17 protein-coding genes are annotated in these 15,663 nt (G+C 70.2%); 9 read left to right on the forward strand and 8 right to left on the reverse strand.

Annotated elements, in window-relative coordinates; genetic code table 11:
* The first annotated feature begins 149 nt into the window (after nucleotides 1-149).
* From ACM26Y_RS05705 to ACM26Y_RS05725, 5 genes are all read left to right on the forward strand, one after another.
* Nucleotides 150-1,037, forward strand: a complete 888-nt coding sequence (locus ACM26Y_RS05705; RefSeq protein WP_416062883.1) for an SPFH domain-containing protein — start codon at nucleotides 150-152, stop codon at nucleotides 1,035-1,037.
* Nucleotides 1,038-1,052: 15 nt separating this feature from the next.
* Nucleotides 1,053-1,253, forward strand: coding sequence for a hypothetical protein (locus ACM26Y_RS05710; RefSeq protein WP_003936370.1), 201 nt, complete (start codon nucleotides 1,053-1,055; stop codon nucleotides 1,251-1,253).
* A 69-nt stretch (nucleotides 1,254-1,322) separates the two neighbouring features.
* Nucleotides 1,323-2,054, forward strand: coding sequence for an enoyl-CoA hydratase (locus tag ACM26Y_RS05715; RefSeq protein ID WP_003936369.1), 732 nt, complete (start codon nucleotides 1,323-1,325; stop codon nucleotides 2,052-2,054).
* A gap of 60 nt (nucleotides 2,055-2,114) precedes the next feature.
* Nucleotides 2,115-3,230, forward strand: a complete 1,116-nt coding sequence (locus ACM26Y_RS05720) for an MBL fold metallo-hydrolase (RefSeq protein WP_416062884.1) — start codon at nucleotides 2,115-2,117, stop codon at nucleotides 3,228-3,230.
* Between the two features lie 110 nt (nucleotides 3,231-3,340).
* Nucleotides 3,341-4,105: a ZIP family metal transporter gene (locus ACM26Y_RS05725; RefSeq protein WP_416062885.1), complete on the forward strand. Its 765-nt coding sequence runs from the start codon at nucleotides 3,341-3,343 to the stop codon at nucleotides 4,103-4,105.
* A 6-nt stretch (nucleotides 4,106-4,111) separates the two neighbouring features.
* Here ACM26Y_RS05725 and ACM26Y_RS05730 read toward each other — a convergent pair whose 3' ends face one another.
* Together ACM26Y_RS05730 and ACM26Y_RS05735 are read right to left on the reverse strand one after the other, a co-directional pair.
* Nucleotides 4,112-4,456, reverse strand: a complete 345-nt coding sequence (locus ACM26Y_RS05730; RefSeq protein WP_003936366.1) for a hypothetical protein — start codon at nucleotides 4,454-4,456, stop codon at nucleotides 4,112-4,114.
* 51 nt (nucleotides 4,457-4,507) lie between these two features.
* Nucleotides 4,508-5,431, reverse strand: coding sequence for a LysR family transcriptional regulator (locus ACM26Y_RS05735; RefSeq protein WP_416062886.1), 924 nt, complete (start codon nucleotides 5,429-5,431; stop codon nucleotides 4,508-4,510).
* Between the two features lie 99 nt (nucleotides 5,432-5,530).
* Between ACM26Y_RS05735 and ACM26Y_RS05740 the strand changes: the two genes are divergently transcribed.
* The 4 genes from ACM26Y_RS05740 (at nucleotide 5,531) to ACM26Y_RS05755 (ending at nucleotide 9,172) form a co-directional block, all read left to right on the forward strand.
* Nucleotides 5,531-5,896, forward strand: coding sequence for a YybH family protein (locus ACM26Y_RS05740; protein ID WP_416062887.1), 366 nt, complete (start codon nucleotides 5,531-5,533; stop codon nucleotides 5,894-5,896).
* A gap of 64 nt (nucleotides 5,897-5,960) precedes the next feature.
* Nucleotides 5,961-8,438, forward strand: coding sequence for an HAD-IC family P-type ATPase (locus ACM26Y_RS05745; protein ID WP_416062888.1), 2,478 nt, complete (start codon nucleotides 5,961-5,963; stop codon nucleotides 8,436-8,438).
* Between the two features lie 96 nt (nucleotides 8,439-8,534).
* Nucleotides 8,535-8,819, forward strand: coding sequence for an antitoxin (locus ACM26Y_RS05750; RefSeq protein ID WP_054372901.1), 285 nt, complete (start codon nucleotides 8,535-8,537; stop codon nucleotides 8,817-8,819).
* A gap of 125 nt (nucleotides 8,820-8,944) precedes the next feature.
* A complete protein-coding gene (locus ACM26Y_RS05755) occupies nucleotides 8,945-9,172 on the forward strand; it encodes an antitoxin (RefSeq protein ID WP_054372900.1) in 228 nt (75 codons plus the stop codon).
* A 224-nt stretch (nucleotides 9,173-9,396) separates the two neighbouring features.
* Here the strand turns inward: ACM26Y_RS05755 and ACM26Y_RS05760 are convergent, their stop codons facing one another.
* The 6 genes from ACM26Y_RS05760 to ACM26Y_RS05785 form a co-directional block, all read right to left on the reverse strand.
* The gene (locus ACM26Y_RS05760) at nucleotides 9,397-10,059 is read right to left on the reverse strand and encodes a TetR/AcrR family transcriptional regulator (RefSeq protein ID WP_416062889.1); all 663 of its coding nucleotides are present in this window, start codon (nucleotides 10,057-10,059) and stop codon (nucleotides 9,397-9,399) included.
* Nucleotides 10,060-10,169: 110 nt separating this feature from the next.
* The gene (locus ACM26Y_RS05765; RefSeq protein WP_416062890.1) at nucleotides 10,170-10,922 is read right to left on the reverse strand and encodes an enoyl-CoA hydratase/isomerase family protein; all 753 of its coding nucleotides are present in this window, start codon (nucleotides 10,920-10,922) and stop codon (nucleotides 10,170-10,172) included.
* 2 nt (nucleotides 10,923-10,924) lie between these two features.
* Nucleotides 10,925-11,587, reverse strand: a complete 663-nt coding sequence (locus ACM26Y_RS05770; RefSeq protein WP_416062891.1) for a TetR/AcrR family transcriptional regulator — start codon at nucleotides 11,585-11,587, stop codon at nucleotides 10,925-10,927.
* 31 nt (nucleotides 11,588-11,618) lie between these two features.
* Nucleotides 11,619-12,767 (reverse strand): acyl-CoA dehydrogenase family protein, encoded by a 1,149-nt coding sequence (locus ACM26Y_RS05775; RefSeq protein WP_003936356.1) that lies wholly within the window; start codon nucleotides 12,765-12,767, stop codon nucleotides 11,619-11,621.
* 13 nt (nucleotides 12,768-12,780) lie between these two features.
* Nucleotides 12,781-13,971, reverse strand: a complete 1,191-nt coding sequence (locus ACM26Y_RS05780; RefSeq protein WP_003936355.1) for an acyl-CoA dehydrogenase family protein — start codon at nucleotides 13,969-13,971, stop codon at nucleotides 12,781-12,783.
* Complete coding sequence (locus ACM26Y_RS05785; protein WP_416062892.1) at nucleotides 13,968-15,638, reverse strand: class I adenylate-forming enzyme family protein; 1,671 nt, start codon at nucleotides 15,636-15,638, stop codon at nucleotides 13,968-13,970. Before ACM26Y_RS05785 ends, ACM26Y_RS05780 begins: the two co-directional genes overlap by 4 nt.
* Between the last annotated feature and the right edge of the window lie 25 nt (nucleotides 15,639-15,663).

Genomic DNA, 15,663 nt, shown 5'->3' on the forward strand with positions numbered 1-15,663 from the left:
GCCGCTCTCCCTTCCGTGGCACGTCTTCATGATGCACCGACGTGTCCGTCGCGTGATGCACCGACGTGTCCGCTGCCGCTGACCGGCCGACCGATAATGTGATATCACTTTAATATCTCATTGAACTTCTCCGGGAAGGGAGACCCGCCATGTCCGCCACCCCCTCCGTCGTCACGGAGCGACCCGGAAAGTCCGTCGACGGCTGGTCCGTCCTCGCGATCGCGCTCGCCGTGGATGCCGCGGCCGTGGCGCTCGTCGTGTTCGGCGCGCTGAACCGCAACGTCGCGCTCATCGTGGTCGGAGCGGTGCTGATCGTCCCTGCCACCGTGGCGCTCGCCGGCCTGGTCCTCGTCGAGCCCAACGAGGCGCGGGTGCTGCAGTTGCTCGGCAGCTCGTACTCGGGCACCCTCCGCAAGGACGGGCTGCGCTGGATGAATCCGCTCAACACCCGGCGCAAGGTCTCGACCCGGATCCGCAACCACGAGACCGGGATCGCCAAGGTCAACGACGCCGACGGCAACCCCATCGAGATCTCGGCGGTCATCGTGTGGCAGGTCGAGGACACCGCCCGGGCCGTGTTCGATGTCGACGACTTCGAGGAGTTCGTCGCCGTGCAGACCGAGGCCGCCGTCCGTCACATTGCCGGCAGCTACCCGTACGACGCGGGCCCGGAGACGTTGTCGCTGCGGCAGAACGCCGACGAGATCACCTCGAGGCTGTCCGCCGAAGTCGACGAGCGGGTCGGATCCGCCGGCGTGCGAGTCGTCGAATCCCGGATCAACCGGCTCGCGTACGCGCCCGAGATCGCGCAGGCCATGCTGCGCCGGCAGCAGGCGGGTGCGGTCATCGCCGCGCGTGAGCAGATCGTCAAGGGCGCGGTCGGCATGGTCGCAACCGCCCTCGAACAGCTCGAGAAGGAACACACCATCGAACTCGACGAGGAGCGCAGGGCCGCGATGGTGAGCAACCTGCTCGTGGTCCTGTGCGGCGACCAGAGCGCGCAACCGGTGCTCAACACCGGGTCGCTCTACGCCTGACGCGTCGTCGACACCATGGCCGAACGCAAGAAGCTGCTGCTCCGGCTCGATCCTGCGGTCCACGACGCGCTCGCACGGTGGGCCGCCGACGAGTTGCGCAGCACCAACGCACAGATCGAGTTCCTGCTCCGTCGTGCGCTGAGCGAGGCAGGACGCATGCCGCGCGAGGCCGGACGCATCCGCAAACCCGGCCGGCCGCGCGCGGACGAGGACTGACGGGAGCGCCCTCGCGCCTGCCCGCGGCGGGTGCGATGATGCGTGCCGTCGACGAAAGGTGAAGCACACATGATGGGGATCAGCCGTGACGGCGACGTGGTCACGCTCGAACTGCGGCGTGAGGAGCGCCGCAACGCGCTCAACACCGAGCTGTGCGTCCAGGTCCGGGAGGGACTCGAGGAGGCTCTCGACGGGGGTGCGCGCGCGGTCGTGATCACCGGGCGCGGCTCGAGCTTCTGTGCCGGCGCCGACCTGTCGGGCGACGTCTACGCGGAAGGATTCCTCGACAGCCTGGGGGAGATGCTCCGTGCGATCCAGGAGGCGCCCGTCCCGGTGATCGCCGCAATCAACGGCCCCGCGATCGGAGCAGGCACTCAGCTCGCCCTCGCGGCGGACCTGCGGGTCGTCGCACCGGGGGCTCGATTTGCGATTCCGGCGGCGCGTCTCGGTATCTCTGTGGACCGTTGGACGGTCCGGCGGCTCGTCGCCCTGCTCGGCGGCGGCCCCGCGCGGGCCGTGCTGCTCGCCGCCGAACCGGTCGACGCACACGAGGCGGTCGACCGCGGTCTGGCCAACCGGATCGGCGATCTCGTCGCCGCGCAGTCCTGGGCACGCGAGATCGCCGAACTCGCCCCGTTGTCGCTGCACGCGATGAAGCTGTTCCTCAACGACGACGGCACGCGCGACGAGCCGTCGCCCGAGCAGACGGCCGCGCTCGCCGAGGCGTGGCTCAGCGAGGACGCCCAGGAGGCGCGCCGGGCCCGCACGGAACGCCGGGCGCCGGTCTTCCGCGGTCGCTGAGGCGCGACCGCGCCCCGACGGCCGAGCGCGCCCGCGTCCCTGCGCCCCTACAGTGGTGGGGTGAGCGTCAAGCAGACAGCCTCGTCCGCCCTTGCCGGCGCCGGCTTGCTGTGGGTGGCGCGGGCCACCCGTGGCGTCCCGGGCTCGATCGGCGCGACCCCGGCGGACATCCGCCCGTACGCCGCCGGGTCCCCCCGGTATCGGAACGGGCGCTTCCACAACTCGGAGCCGAGTAGCACCGTGCTGCCCGAGGCCGGCGGCAGCCTCGTCAAGGACATGCTCACCCGGCGGTCCTCCGGGGTGCCGCGCGACGCGGTGCCGCTCGCGCCGCAGCTCGCCCCGGTGCAGGCCGCGGAGCTCGCGGTGACCTGGTACGGACACTCGAGTGCCCTCCTCGAGATCGACGGCCACCGGATCCTCGCCGACCCGGTGTGGAGCGAGCGGGTCTCGCCGTCGCCGGCCGTGGGCCCGGCCCGGTTGCACCCGTCGCCGGTGGAGCTGGCGGAACTGCCGCCGATCGACGCCGTCGTGATCTCCCACGACCACTACGACCATCTGGATCGCGGGACCGTCGAGGCCCTCGCGGCCACGCAGCCCGAGGCCCGGTTCCTGGTCCCGCTCGGCGTGGGGGCGCACCTGCGCCGGTGGCGGATCCCCGCCGACCGGATCGTCGAGCTGGACTGGGACCAGCACACCGAGGTGGGTGCGCTCACCGTCACCTGCACCGAGGCGCGGCACTTCTCCGGCCGCGGCCTGATCCGCAACATCACGTTGTGGTCGTCGTGGGTGATCGCCGGGCCGACGCGGCGGGTGTTCTTCGGCGGCGACAGCGGCTACACGCCCCGGTTCGCCGACCTGGGAGACCGCTACGGGCCGTTCGATCTGACGTTGCTGCCGGTGGGCGCGTACGACCCGCGCTGGCCCGACGTGCACATGAACCCGGAGGAGGCCGTGCGCACGCATACCGACCTCGGCGGCTGCGACTATCCCAGCCTGCTCGTCCCCGTGCACTGGGGCACCTTCAATCTGGCGTTCCACGCGTGGTCGGAGCCGATCGCGCGGCTCCTGCCGGCGGCGCGGGCGGAGGGGGTGCCCACGGCCGTGCCGATGCCGGGCCAGCGGGTCGACGCGCTGCGGCCGGGCTCGCAGGATCCGTGGTGGGTTCCACTCGGCTGACTTCGGTTCGGTTGACTTCGGTGCGCCGGTAGGGTTTCCGGCCCGTCGCCGCGGGTATCCGGTCGTCCGTCGGGGAGCGTCGGAGGGAGGGCCGGGTCATCGTCGAATCGTTGCTTTTCGGGGTCATCGCGTCGAGCGCGCTGGTGCTCGGCGCGTTGGTGGGCGGATGGGTGGAAATCCCCAAACGCGTTCTCGCGGCGATGCTGGCGTTCGCCGCCGGCGCGCTCATCACCGCCTTGTCGTTCGAGTTGTTCGAGGATTCGTACGAGAAGGGTGGCATCTGGCGTGCGGCGATCGGCCTCGTCGTCGGCGCCGTCGTGTTCACCGCGCTCAGCGCGTGGCTGGACCGGGTGGCCGAGGGTCGCCGCGAAAAGGACCACGGCAGTGAAAAACTCGACGTCGATGCGGCCGCCGAGGAAACCGCGCCGTCGTCGTCCTCGGTCAGCGGGGCCGCCGGGCTGGCGCTGCTGGCGGCGGTCACCCTCGACGGGGTGCCCGAGAACGTGGCGCTGGGTGTGTCCCTGGGGGAGGGCACCGGCGGTCTCGCTCTGCTGGTCGCGATCTTCGTGTCCAACTTCCCGGAGTCGCTCGTCGGCAGCGCCTCCATGCGCGCCCAGGGCCGGTCCCGGAAATACATCCTCGGAATGTGGGTGGCGTGCGCCGCGCTGCTGACCGTCGCCGTCGTCGTCGGAGCCGGGCCACTGGCGGTGACCCCGCCCGAGACGATCTCCCTGCCCTTGGCGTTCGCGGCGGGCGCGGTGCTGGCCTCGCTGGCCGACACCCTGATGCCGGAGGCCTACGAGAAGGGCGGTCCCACGGTGGCGCTGAGCACCGCGGCGGGATTCGTGCTCTCGTTCGTCCTCGCGACGCTGTGAGCGGCGTCAGCTCGTCGCGGCGGCCCGCTTGCGTTCGACGAGTGCCCGGGTGACGAAGAAGGCGATCGCCACACTCGCGACAGTGCGCACCAGCCGGTTGACGTCCACGGCCGGCTGCCACGACAGCTTGCCGCCGCTGATGACGTACGCGCCCACCGGGCGAGCACCCACCCCGAAGCCGCCGCCCTCGCCGTTCTCCCCGTCGGGTGAGTAGCCCCCACCGCCGCCGGCCCCGCCGGAGACCACGGCCGCGGTGATGACGGTCAGGCCGTCCTTCTCGACCGGTTCCGAGTACACGCGCTTGACGGTCACCGTGTCGCGCGCCTTGGCCATCAGTTCCTCGAGATTCACTTCCGCCCCCTGTCCGTCGTGGATTCGACTCCGGCCGGCCGGCCGCGCCCCTCATTCTCGGCCGCGCCCCGGCGCCGGGGAAGTGTCCAAGGTCCCTGCGCGCGCGAACGCGCGACGGCTGTGCCGGACGAATTCGCGCAGCGCCGGAGCGCCGGTATCCGACCAGACCAGCGACAGCACCGCGGGCGCGGTGGCGTCGTCCACAGTGAGGCCACACAACCGCCCCTCGAAATACTCGACCATCGAGCGGCTGAGGATCGCCACGCCCAGTCCGCGGACGGCGAGGTCGGCGACGGTGTCCGGCGAACTGGCCTGCAGGGCGATGTCGGGGCGCAGGCCGGCGGCGGCGCACGCCCGGTCGAACACGGTCCGGATGCCGGTGCCCGGGGGCATGGACACGACGGGGTGGGCGCACACGTCCGCGAGGGTGAGACGGGCGCGTTCGGTGAGCGGGTGACCGGGCGGCACGGCGGCGACGATCGGTTCGCTGACGAGGGTGAGCGCCTCGAGACCCGGGGGCGGGGCGGCGGCGGTGCCGACGAGGGCGAGGTCCACCGTGGCGGCACGTACCCGCTCGACGAGCCGGTCGGAGGCATCCTCGACGAGGGTGATCTCGACGCCGGGGTGCGCGTGGTGGAACGCGGCCAGTGCGTCGAACAGTCCGGTGACGGTGCAGGCGGTGACCATGCCGACCACCAGCCGTCCCCGGAGCAGGGCCGTCACCTCCTCGACTGCCTGCCGGGCGGCCGCGGCGGACGCCAGCGCCGCCCGGGCGTGCGGCAGTGCCGCCTTTCCGGCCGTGGTCAGGGTGGCGGCACGGGTGGAACGGTCGAACAGGACGGCGCCGAGGTCGTGCTCGAGCCGGCGGATCTGGGCGCTGATCCCGGACTGGCTGATGTGGACGCGGTGAGCGGCACGGGTGAAGTTCGCCTCCTCGGCCACCGCGACGAAGTACTCGAATTGCCGCAGTTCCATAACCCAGGATTCTAGATTCCATCGATATGATCTGTTGGACTTCTCGAGGCGCGCGGCGGACCCTGGAGGTGTCCACGTCCGTTCGCAGAGAGGATCGTCATGTCGAACGATGAGAAGGCTTGGCAGCCAGAGGATCTCACCCGCCTGTTCGTCGAGCGGTCCAACGCCGGCGACGCCGCGGGGGTGGCCGCCCTGTACGAGGAGGACGCCGTGATGGCCTACCCACCGGGCAGCCACACGGTGGGACGCGAGGCCATCCGCCGCCTGTGGGAACAGGTGCTCGAGCACGCGCCCCGATTCGAGCCCGAGCCGCCGCTGCCGACCCTGATCAGCGGTGACCTCGCGCTGACCGCCACACCGCCGAAGGACGGCGCCGGCGCCCGGGCCCAGGTGGCCCGCCGCCAGCCCGACGGCAGCTGGCTGCGGGTGCTCGGCCAGCCCGAGTTCGTCCGCCCGGACCGCTGAGCCGGGTCGCGAGCCGCGTCACGGTGTGGGGGCGGATCGCAACGGGTGGCTTAGCCTGTTTCCCATGGCAGCAGAGGAGCCCACCGCGGTCGCCGACCAGGCAGCTGTGCCCCCCACCGACGCGCGGCACGTCGAGCTGGGTCTGACCACCGAGCAGGTCGCCGAACGGGTGGCCCGGGGCGCCACCAACGACGTGCCGGACCGGGCGTCGCGGTCCGTCGGAGAGATCGTCCGCGCCAACGTCTTCACCCGCATCAACGCGATCCTCGGCGTCCTGCTGGCCATCGTCCTGGCCACCGGGTCGATCATCGACGGCATGTTCGGCCTGCTGATCATCCTCAACAGCGCCATCGGCATCGTGCAGGAGATCCGCGCCAAGTGGACCCTCGACCGGCTCGCGATCGTCAGCCAGGCCAAGCCCCTCGTCCGCCGCGACGGCGTCGTGGCCGAGCTGCCGCCGCACGACGTCGTGCTCGACGACATCATCGAACTCGGACCCGGCGACCAGGCGGTGGTCGACGGGGTCGTCGTCGAGACCGAGGGGCTCGAACTCGACGAATCTCTGCTCACCGGCGAGGCCGACCCCGTGCACAAGGAACTCGGTGCGCGAGTCCTCTCGGGCAGCTTCGTCGCGGCGGGCAGCGGCGCCTACCGCGCCACGAAGGTCGGCCGCGATGCGTATGCGGCCAGGCTCGCCGAGGAAGCCAGCAAGTTCACGCTCGTGCACTCGGAACTGCGCTCGGGAATCGACAAGATCCTGAAATTCATCACTTACCTGATGATTCCGGCCGGCCTGCTCATCATCTACAACCAGCTGTTCTCGAGCGGCCAGCCCCTCGGTCCCGCGCTCAGCGGCATGGTCGCGGCCCTCGTGCCGATGGTTCCCGAGGGGCTGGTGCTGATGACGTCGATCGCGTTCGCCGTGGGCGTGATCCGTCTCGGTCACCGGCAGTGCCTCGTGCAGGAACTGCCGGCCATCGAGGGGCTCGCCCGCGTCGACGTGGTGTGCGCCGACAAGACCGGCACGCTCACCGAGAACGGCATGCGCCTGGCAGACCTGGTGTGCGTCGACGGCAGCGACGAGACGGCCGTCCGTGCCGCCCTCGCGGCGATGGCGGCCGACGATCCTCGTCCCAACGCCAGCGTCCTCGCCGTACGCGAGGCCCTGCCCGACGACCCCGGCTGGGGCGATGCCACCGCCGCCGCCCCGTTCTCGTCGGCGAAGAAGTGGAGCGGTCAGTCCTACGGCACTCACGGCAACTGGGTGCTCGGCGCCCCCGACGTGCTCCTCGACCCGGCCTCGGCGACGGCCCGGCAGGCCGAGGAGCTCGGCGCGCAGGGATTGCGGGTGTTGCTCCTCGGGCGATGCGAGCGCGCCGTCGACGACCCGCAGGCCCCCGGCACCGTCACCGCGCAGGCCCTCGTGGTGCTCGAACAGCGGGTACGGCCCGACGCCAAGCCCACCCTCAAGTACTTCGCGAACCAGCACGTCGACGTCAAGGTCATCTCCGGCGACAATGCCGTCTCGGTCGGCGCCGTCGCGACGTCGCTCGGCCTGCCGCACGCCGAGCATCCCGTCGATGCGCGCGCCCTCCCGGAGGACCGCGACCGGCTCGCCGACACCCTCGACTCGGCCACCACGTTCGGACGTGTGCGCCCGGACCAGAAGCGCGCGATGGTCGGCGCGCTGCAGTCGCGCGGGCACACCGTCGCCATGACCGGCGACGGCGTCAACGACGTGCTGGCGCTCAAGGACGCCGACATCGGGGTCGCGATGGGGTCCGGCAGCCCGGCCACCCGCGCGGTCGCGCAGATCGTGTTGCTGGACAACAAGTTCGCGACCCTGCCCTACGTCGTGGCCGAGGGACGCCGGGTGATCGGCAACATCGAGCGGGTGTCGAACCTGTTCCTCACCAAGACCGTGTACTCCGTGCTGCTGGCCTTCCTCGTCGGGCTGTCGGGTGCGCTGTCCCAGGTGTTCGACTACGAGCCGCTGCCGTATCCGTTCCTGCCGCGGCACGTGACGATCGCGGCCTGGTTCACCATCGGAGTCCCCGCGTTCATCCTCTCGCTCGCGCCCAACAACGAACGGGCCCGTTCCGGATTCGTCTCGCGCGTGATGCGCCTGGCGATCCCGTCGGGGGTGATCATCGGCGTCAGCACCTTCGTCTGCTACCTGCTGGTGTACGCCGGGCCCGACCAGACCGAGGCGCAGAAGATGCAGGCCGGCACCGCGGCGTTGATCACCCTGATCATGATCGCGTTGTGGGTGCTCGCCGTGGTGGCCCGGCCGTACGTGTGGTGGAAACTGGTGCTGCTGGCCGGTTCGGTGCTCGGCTACGTCGTCCTGTTCGCCTTCCCGTTCGCCCGCGAGTTCTTCGCCCTCGACGTGTCGAACGTCGGTGCCATGGTCACGGCGTTCACCTGCGGGGCGATCGGCGTGGTCCTCGTGGAGGTCTCGTGGTGGGTGACCGGGCGGATCCACGGTGAGCACCGTCGGCTGTTCGCCGCCAGTGAGGACCTGCTGCCCGGCGAGCACTGACCGGGGACGAGGTCACTACGCCGACCGCGGCATGTTTGGGAACGGGCCTGCGGTGGCACGCTGAGGCATCGATCCCCGAGCGGAAGGAGCAGGCAGATGGGTTTGAAGGATTCCATCAAGGGCCTGGTCGACAAGGGCAAGGCCTACGCGGAGCAGAACCCGGACAAGGCCGGCCAGTTCGTCGACAAGGCGGGCGACGCCGCCGACGCCCGGACGGGCGGCAAGTACGCCCAGCACGTGGACAAGGTGCAGGATGCCGCGAAGAAGCACCTCGGCACCGCAGACAATCCCGTCCCCGGAACGACCCCGGCGCCCGGAGGGCAGCCCGGTCCGGAGGCGGACCCCGGACCGCAGGCGCAACCGGGTCCACGCACGCCGTAGTTGCGCACGTGCTCGGCGGGCGACCCCGGCCGGGGATCTCCCGCCGAGCTGGTGGCACGGTCGGCTCTGCCGGTGGCACGCTGGTGAGGACCCACGAATGCACACGGAGAAGGGGTGAGCCTGCGATGCGATTCATGGATTCGGTCAAGGGTCTGGTCGGCAAGGGCAAGGACTATGCCCGGAAGAACCCGGACACGGTGAATCGCGCCATCGACAAGGCCGGGGATCTCGCCCGGACCAAGGGACCGCGAAAGTACTCCCGGCACGTCGGCAAGGCGCAGGACGCGGTGAAGAAGACCCTGGGAACCGAACGTCGCGGGCCCGGCCCGGAACCCGGGCCCGACGTCCGATAGCGAGTCGGCGGCACGGCCCACGTCCGGTCGCAGCCTGCTGTGTGGCAGGCTGGGCCCGCTCGCTCTTTCGGACGAAAGGGATGCGACGTGGGCTTCATGGATTCGGTGAAGGGGATCGTCGACAAGGTGCAGGACGCGGCCCGGACGGCACTGCGCGCCGAATAGGCCGCGCCGACCGGCCCGCGCCCGGTCGCTCACGCTCGGGAGCGACCGGTGCCCGCGCGCTACCCGAGCAGGTGCGCGTAGTCGTCGCGGCGCTCGGCCGGGAGAAGAGTGTTCAGCACGAAGCGGGTCTGGAGCCGGATGTAATCGTCGAGCGAGTAGATCGCACCGAAATGCCAGTGCTTGAGCGCCCAGCCGTGTGCCAGCAACATGATGTCGAAGACCATCAGGTCGACGTCGACCGGACTCATCACGCCCGCCTCGATCCCCGCGTCGAGCGCGGCGCGCAGCGGCGCCGACGACTCGACCTCGAGCTCCTTGATCCGGGCCCGCCCGGCCGCGTCGAGGGTGCGGCTCTCGCGGTAGGTGAGCACCGTGGCGTCGAGGTTCTCGTCCACGATCTCGATGTAGCGGCGCATCCCGGCGACGAGCCGGTCGATCGGGTCGTCGCCGACGGCGTCCATGGCCGGTTCGAGCTGGTCGCGGAAGGCGTCGAGGATCGCGAGGATGGTGGCGAGGAGGACGTCCTCCTTGCCACCGAAGTACTTGTAGATCAGCCCGACGCTGACCCCGGCCTCGTCGGCCAGCGCCTGCATGGACATCTGGTGGAACCCGGTCCGTTGCATGACCGTCACGGCTGCGTCGAGCACCTGCTTGCGCCGGGAGCTGGTGCGGACGGCTCGCACGGCCTCGTCCACGGGTAGCGCGTCGTGGTCGGTGGTCATGGTGGTGCTCCTCGTCGCCGCTGGGTCGGATCCACAGTACCGAGTGATCCGGGCGGGTCGTCCGGCGCAGCCCCGGGCGACGGAGATCCCGCGACGGTCCGCACGTCGGGCTACCGGGCGCGCGCGACGAATCCTGCCAGCAATCCGGCGGTGTCCGGCGTCTCGATCAGCCGGCTGATCTCGTCGAGTTCGCGGGCGAACCCGTCATCGCCTCGAGCTGCGACGATGCAGCGCTTGGCGGCCGCGTAGGCGGCGGGCGGCAGCTGCGCGAGTCGATCGGCCAAGGCTCGTGCCTCGGTCTCGACGTCGACGTCGGTAGCCCACTGCACGATTCCGAGCTGCTCGGCCGTACGGCCGGTGACCAGTTCGGCGCCGAGAACGAGCCGGTGCGCCACCGACGGACCGGCCAGCCGGGTGAGCCGTTGCGTGCCCCCCGCCCCGGGCAGGAGCCCGATTCCCACCTCGGGAAGCCCGAGCTTCACCGAGGCGCCCGCGACGCGGAAGTCGCACGCGAGGGCCAGCTCGAGGCCGCCTCCCGTGGCGGCACCGGCGAGGGCGGCCACCGAGGGCTTCGGCAGCGCCTCGATGCGGGCGAACACGTCCTGGAGCCGTGCGGTGAAGCGGCGCAGGCGTGCTCCCCGATCGGGCTTCGTGCTCCAGGACTCCATCATCGCGATGTCCGCGCCTCCGCAGAAGATCCGCCGGGCACTGCGGATGAGGACGGCCCGTACCGCGGGGTCCTCGCCCAGCGTCGTGACGGCCTCGGCCAGGGCGTCCGCCTGCGCCTCGTCGAGGGCGTTGGCGGGGGGACGGTCGAGGGTGATGATCCCGACGCTTTCTTCACGTGTGGTGGCGACGCTCACGGTTACTCCAGCAGGTGTCGGTAGCGGGTTCGGTGTGTCTGTGGCAGAACGGTGTTGAGCACGAACCGGGTCTGCAGCCGGATGTAGTCGTCGAGGCTGTAGACCCGGCCGAAATGCCAGTGCTTGAGCGCCCAGCCGTGGGCGAGCAACACCAGGTCGAAGACCATCAGGTCGACGTCGACGGGGTTCATGATGCCGGCGTCGATGCCCTCGGTCAGCACCGCACGCAGCGGTGCGGAGGTGGCGATCTCGAGCCGCTTGAGCTTCTCCCTCCCGGCCGGGTCGAGCGTGCGGCTCTCGCGGTAGGTCAGGGCCACGGCGTCGAGGTTCTCGTCGACGATCTCGACGAATCGACGGATCCCCGCGGCCAGGCGCTCCACGGGGTCCGGGCCGGCCGCCGCCATCGCGGGTTCGAGCTGATCCCGGAACGCGTCCAGGATGGCGGTGATGGTGGCGAGGAGGATCTCCTCCTTGTTGCCGAAGTACTTGTAGAGCAGTCCCACGCTGACGTTCGCCTCGTCGGCCAGCGCCTGCATGGACATCTGATGGAACCCTGTGCGCTGCATCACCTTCGCGGCAGCGGTCAGGATCTGCCTGCGCCGGGAGTTCGCACGGACCGCGCGCACGGCCTCGTCGATCGGCAGCTCGCTGGGATCGGCCGACATGGACGTCCTCCTCGTCGCTCGGGACGGCCGCTCAGATCCCGAGATCCTTGGCGACGATCGTCTTCATGATTTCGGTGGTGCCGCCGTAGATGGTCTGGATGCGGGCATCGACGAACGCGCGTGCCACCGCGTATTCGCGCATGTACCCGTAGCCGCCGTGCAACTGCAGGCACCGGTCCGCGACCCGGACCTGCAGTTCGGTGGCCCACCACTTCAGTCGCGCCGCGCGGGCGGCGGTGAGCTCGCCGGCAACGTGCTCGGCGATGCAGTCGTCGAGGAAGGTGCGGGCCAGATCCAGCTCCGTGGCCAGTTCGGCCAGCACGAACTGGGTGTTCTGGAAGCTCGAGACCGGCTTGCCGAACGCCTTGCGCTCCCTGACGTAGGTGAGGGTCTCGGCGAACACGCCCTCCGCCGCGGCGACCGCGCCGATCGCGAGCGACAACCGTTCCTGCGGCAGGTTGTGCACGAGCTGGTAGAAGCCCTGTCCCTCCTCGCCGAGCCGGTTCGCGACCGGGACCCGCATGTCCGTGAAGGCCAGCTCGCTGGTGTCCTGTGCGTGCAGGCCGATCTTCTCCAGATTGCGCCCACGGGAGAAACCGGCGGTGCCGGCCTCGACGACGAGCAGGGTCAGGCCCTTGTGCGGGTCGTCGGAGGTGCGGGTCGCGACGACGAACAGGTCGCCGTTCTGCCCGTTGGAGATGAACGTCTTGGCGCCGTCGACCACGTAGTGGTCGCCGTCGCGCACCGCGGAGGTGCGGATGCCAGTCAGGTCGCTGCCGGTGCCGGGTTCGGTCATTGCGATGCCGAGGACGGTCTCGCCGCTGACCACGCCGGGCAGCCAGCGGGCCTTCTGCTCGTCGGTGGTCATGTCGGTCAGGTACGGCAGCACGACGTCGTTCTGCAGCGAGAACGCGATCCCGGCGGCGGCGTTGCCCGCCCGGTTGACCTCCTCGATCAGGATGGCGTTGTAGCGGAAGTCGTCGACGCCGGGGCCGCCGTACTCCTCCGGGACCGGGAAACCGAGCAGGCCCAGCTTGCCGGCCTCGGTGAACAGGGACCGGTCGAGACAGCTCGCCCGTTCCCAGTCCTCGTGCACCGGGGTGATCTTGTCTCGGACGAAGTTCCGGACGACCTCGCGGAACTGCAGGTGCTCGGACTCGTGGATCAATCGTGCGTTCATGGTGGGATTCCTGTCAGCGGAAGGCGTTTTCGCCGGTGAAGGCCTGACCGAGCACCAGCTGGTGCATCTCGGGGGTGCCCTCGTAGGTGAGCACGGACTCGAGGTTGACCATGTGCCGGATGACGGGGTACTCGAGGGAGATGCCGTTGCCGCCGAGGATGGTTCGCGCAGTGCGGCAGATCTCGATGGCCTCGCGGGTGTTGTTGAGCTTGCCGAAGCTCACCTGCTCGGGCCGCAGCCCGACGCTGTCCTTCAGCCGGCCGAGGTGCAGCGACAGCAACTGGCCTTTGTGCAGTTCGACGGCCATGTCGGCGAGCTTGGCCTGGGTGAGCTGGAATCCGCCGATGGGGCGGCCGAACTGGGTGCGCTGCATCGAGTAGTCGCGCGCGGCCTCCCACGCCGAGCGCGCCGCGCCCATCGCACCCCAGATGATGCCGTACCGCGCCTCGGACAGGCTCTGCAGCGGCGCCTTGACGCCCTTGCCCTCGGGCAGCAGCGCGTCGGCAGGTAGGCGCACGTTGTCCAGGACGAGTTCGCCGGTGACCGAGGCGCGCAGCGACAGCTTGTGCTTGATCGTGTTCGCGCTGAAACCGGGTGTGTCGGTCGGCACGACGAAGCCACGCACGCCCTCGTCGGTGTTCGCCCAGACCACGGCGACGTCGGCGATGGAGCCGTTGGTGATCCACATCTTGCGACCGTCGAGGACCCAGTCGGACCCGTCCCGGCGGGCGCGGGTCTTCATTGCGGCAGGGTCGGAGCCCACGTCCGGTTCGGTCAGGCCGAAGCAGCCGATGATCTCGCCCGCCGCCATCCCCGGCAGCCAGCGCTGCTTCTGCTCCTCGGAACCGTTGTTCCAGATCGAGAACATCGCGAGCGAGCCCTGCACCGAGACCAGCGAGCGGATGCCGGAATCGGCGGCCTCGAGTTCCAGGCAGGCGAGGCCGTAGTGCACGGCGGACGAACCGCCGCACCCGTAGCCCTCGAGGTGCATGCCGAGTACACCGAGCTTGCCGAATTCGCGGGTGAGTTCCCGGATCCCGGGCAGGTCCCCGGCCTCGAACCACTCCGCGATGTGCGGAGCGACATGCTCGGTGCAGAACCTGCGGACGGTGTCGCGGACGGCGAGCTCGTCGTCGGAGTAGAGCGAGTCGATGGTGAGCGGGTCGCGGGCATCGAACTCGGGGAGGGTGGTGGCGGTGCTCATCGGGTCATCCTCGAGTCGGAGGGAGTGGAGAAGAGGCCGGCGGCGAACTCGGCTGCGGCGGCTTCGGTGGCCTTGTAATGCAGCTTCTTGCCGGTGGGGGAGACGGGCAGCGTCTCGACGAACCGGTAGGCGCGCGGCCGCTTGAACGACGAGAGCATCGGGTGGGAGCGGCAGTGGGCGTCGAGGTGTTCGACCGTCAGCGCGGGATCCGCCGCGACGACGTAGGCGACGACGATGCGTCCCCACTTCTCGTCCGGAACTCCGACGACGAGCGAATCCTGTACCTGCGCATGGGCGTTGAGTGCCTCTTCCACCTGCACCGGGTGGACGTTCTCGCCGCCGGAGATGAGCATGTCGTCCTTGCGCCCGACGATGGTGACGAACTCGTCGGCGTCCCAGGTGGCGAGGTCGCCGATGTGCAGCCAGCCCTGATCGAACTTGGCCTTCTCCTGGTCAGGGGTGTCGAAGTAGGCGTTGGCACACTTGGGGGAGCGGACGATGACCTCACCGACGTCGTTGCCGTCACGCGCGACGACGTCGTCGGGCTCGGCGAGCCGATCCGGGTAGACGTGCACGACGCGTACGTCGTCGTCGGTGCAGGCGCGACCGGCGCTGCCGGCGCGGTCGGGCAGGTCGGCCGGCCGCAGGAAGGTGTTCCAGAACGCTTCGGTGGTGCCGTAGCCGTTGAAGATCCGGGGGTTGAGCACCTTCTGGTAGTGCAGCGCCGCCTCCTTCTCGAGCGGCGCGCCCATCGTGACGATGCCGCGCAGGCTGGACAGGTCGCGGGGGCGTGCCTCCTGGGCGGCGGCGAGCATGGCGAGATTGGTCGGTGCGCCGATGAGGAAGGTCAGTCCGTACTCGGCGACGAGGTCGAGGACCCGGTCGGCGTCGAACGACCGCAGCGGCACCACTTCACCGCCGACGTAGAACGTCGGGTTGGGCCCGCCCGCGTGCAGGCCGCCGCGGTGGAACCACGGGGTCATGTTGAGCGTCTTGTCGTCGGGGCCGAGCGGGAAGTGCATGATCACGTCGTGCGCGCTGAAGATCTCGATCATGCTGTTGAGCGGCACGCCTTTCGGCATGCCCGTAGTGCCGGAGGTGTAGAGACGGGTGGTCTCGTCCCACACCGTGCGATGCAGCGGCGGTAGTGCAATGCGGTCGGCGGCCAGGTGCCGGTACCGCATCACCGTGACGCCGGCGGCTTCGACCGTGGCGCCGTCGCCGACGGCCACGATCACCCTCGGGGTGTGCGCTGCGAGCCGCAACGCCTCCTGCACCATGTCGGTGAGTTCGGTGTCGTAGACGAACACCGCAGGGGTGCACTTGTCGAGGACGAACGCCGTCTCGCCGGCCGCCAGCCGGAAGTTCACCGGCGAGCCGACCGCCCCCACGGCCTGCGTCGCGAGGTAGAGCTCGGCGAATTCGACGCCGTTGAACAGCTGGTAGGCGACGACGTCCCCGGTCCGCACCCCTGCGTCCGCCAGGCCCGTCGCGATCCGGTCGACGCGCTCCCCGAACTGCGCGTAGGTCCACTGCCGCCCGGTGCCGGGGTCGCTCAGAGCGATCTGGTTCGCGTAACGCTTGGTGTTGCGCCGGAATCCGTTGAGGTACGTGAAGTCGTTCTCGAAGTACTCCCGGTAGGCCCGGGCGTTGTACGACGCGCTCATGGTGTCCGTCCTTCCTCGGTGGCCC

The sequence above is a fragment of the Rhodococcus indonesiensis genome (genome assembly GCF_047782815.1).
In the GTDB taxonomy this organism is placed as follows: Bacteria; Actinomycetota; Actinomycetes; order Mycobacteriales; family Mycobacteriaceae; genus Rhodococcus; species Rhodococcus indonesiensis.

Bases quoted from the DNA above. Each gene is read 5' to 3' on its own strand.
- ACM26Y_RS05750 (WP_054372901.1), top strand. From the start codon at position 8,535: ATGGGTTTGAAGGATTCCATCAAGGGCCTGGTCGACAAGGGCAAGGCC.
- ACM26Y_RS05775 (WP_003936356.1), bottom strand. From the start codon at position 12,767: ATGAACGCACGATTGATCCACGAGTCCGAGCACCTGCAGTTCCGCGAG.
- ACM26Y_RS05735 (WP_416062886.1), bottom strand. From the start codon at position 5,431: ATGGAACTGCGGCAATTCGAGTACTTCGTCGCGGTGGCCGAGGAGGCG.
- ACM26Y_RS05705 (WP_416062883.1), top strand. From the start codon at position 150: ATGTCCGCCACCCCCTCCGTCGTCACGGAGCGACCCGGAAAGTCCGTC.
- ACM26Y_RS05760 (WP_416062889.1), bottom strand. From the start codon at position 10,059: ATGACCACCGACCACGACGCGCTACCCGTGGACGAGGCCGTGCGAGCC.
- ACM26Y_RS05780 (WP_003936355.1), bottom strand. From the start codon at position 13,971: ATGAGCACCGCCACCACCCTCCCCGAGTTCGATGCCCGCGACCCGCTC.
- ACM26Y_RS05785 (WP_416062892.1), bottom strand. From the start codon at position 15,638: ATGAGCGCGTCGTACAACGCCCGGGCCTACCGGGAGTACTTCGAGAAC.
- ACM26Y_RS05755 (WP_054372900.1), top strand. From the start codon at position 8,945: ATGCGATTCATGGATTCGGTCAAGGGTCTGGTCGGCAAGGGCAAGGAC.
- ACM26Y_RS05770 (WP_416062891.1), bottom strand. From the start codon at position 11,587: ATGTCGGCCGATCCCAGCGAGCTGCCGATCGACGAGGCCGTGCGCGCG.
- ACM26Y_RS05710 (WP_003936370.1), top strand. From the start codon at position 1,053: ATGGCCGAACGCAAGAAGCTGCTGCTCCGGCTCGATCCTGCGGTCCAC.
- ACM26Y_RS05715 (WP_003936369.1), top strand. From the start codon at position 1,323: ATGATGGGGATCAGCCGTGACGGCGACGTGGTCACGCTCGAACTGCGG.
- ACM26Y_RS05745 (WP_416062888.1), top strand. From the start codon at position 5,961: ATGGCAGCAGAGGAGCCCACCGCGGTCGCCGACCAGGCAGCTGTGCCC.
- ACM26Y_RS05740 (WP_416062887.1), top strand. From the start codon at position 5,531: ATGTCGAACGATGAGAAGGCTTGGCAGCCAGAGGATCTCACCCGCCTG.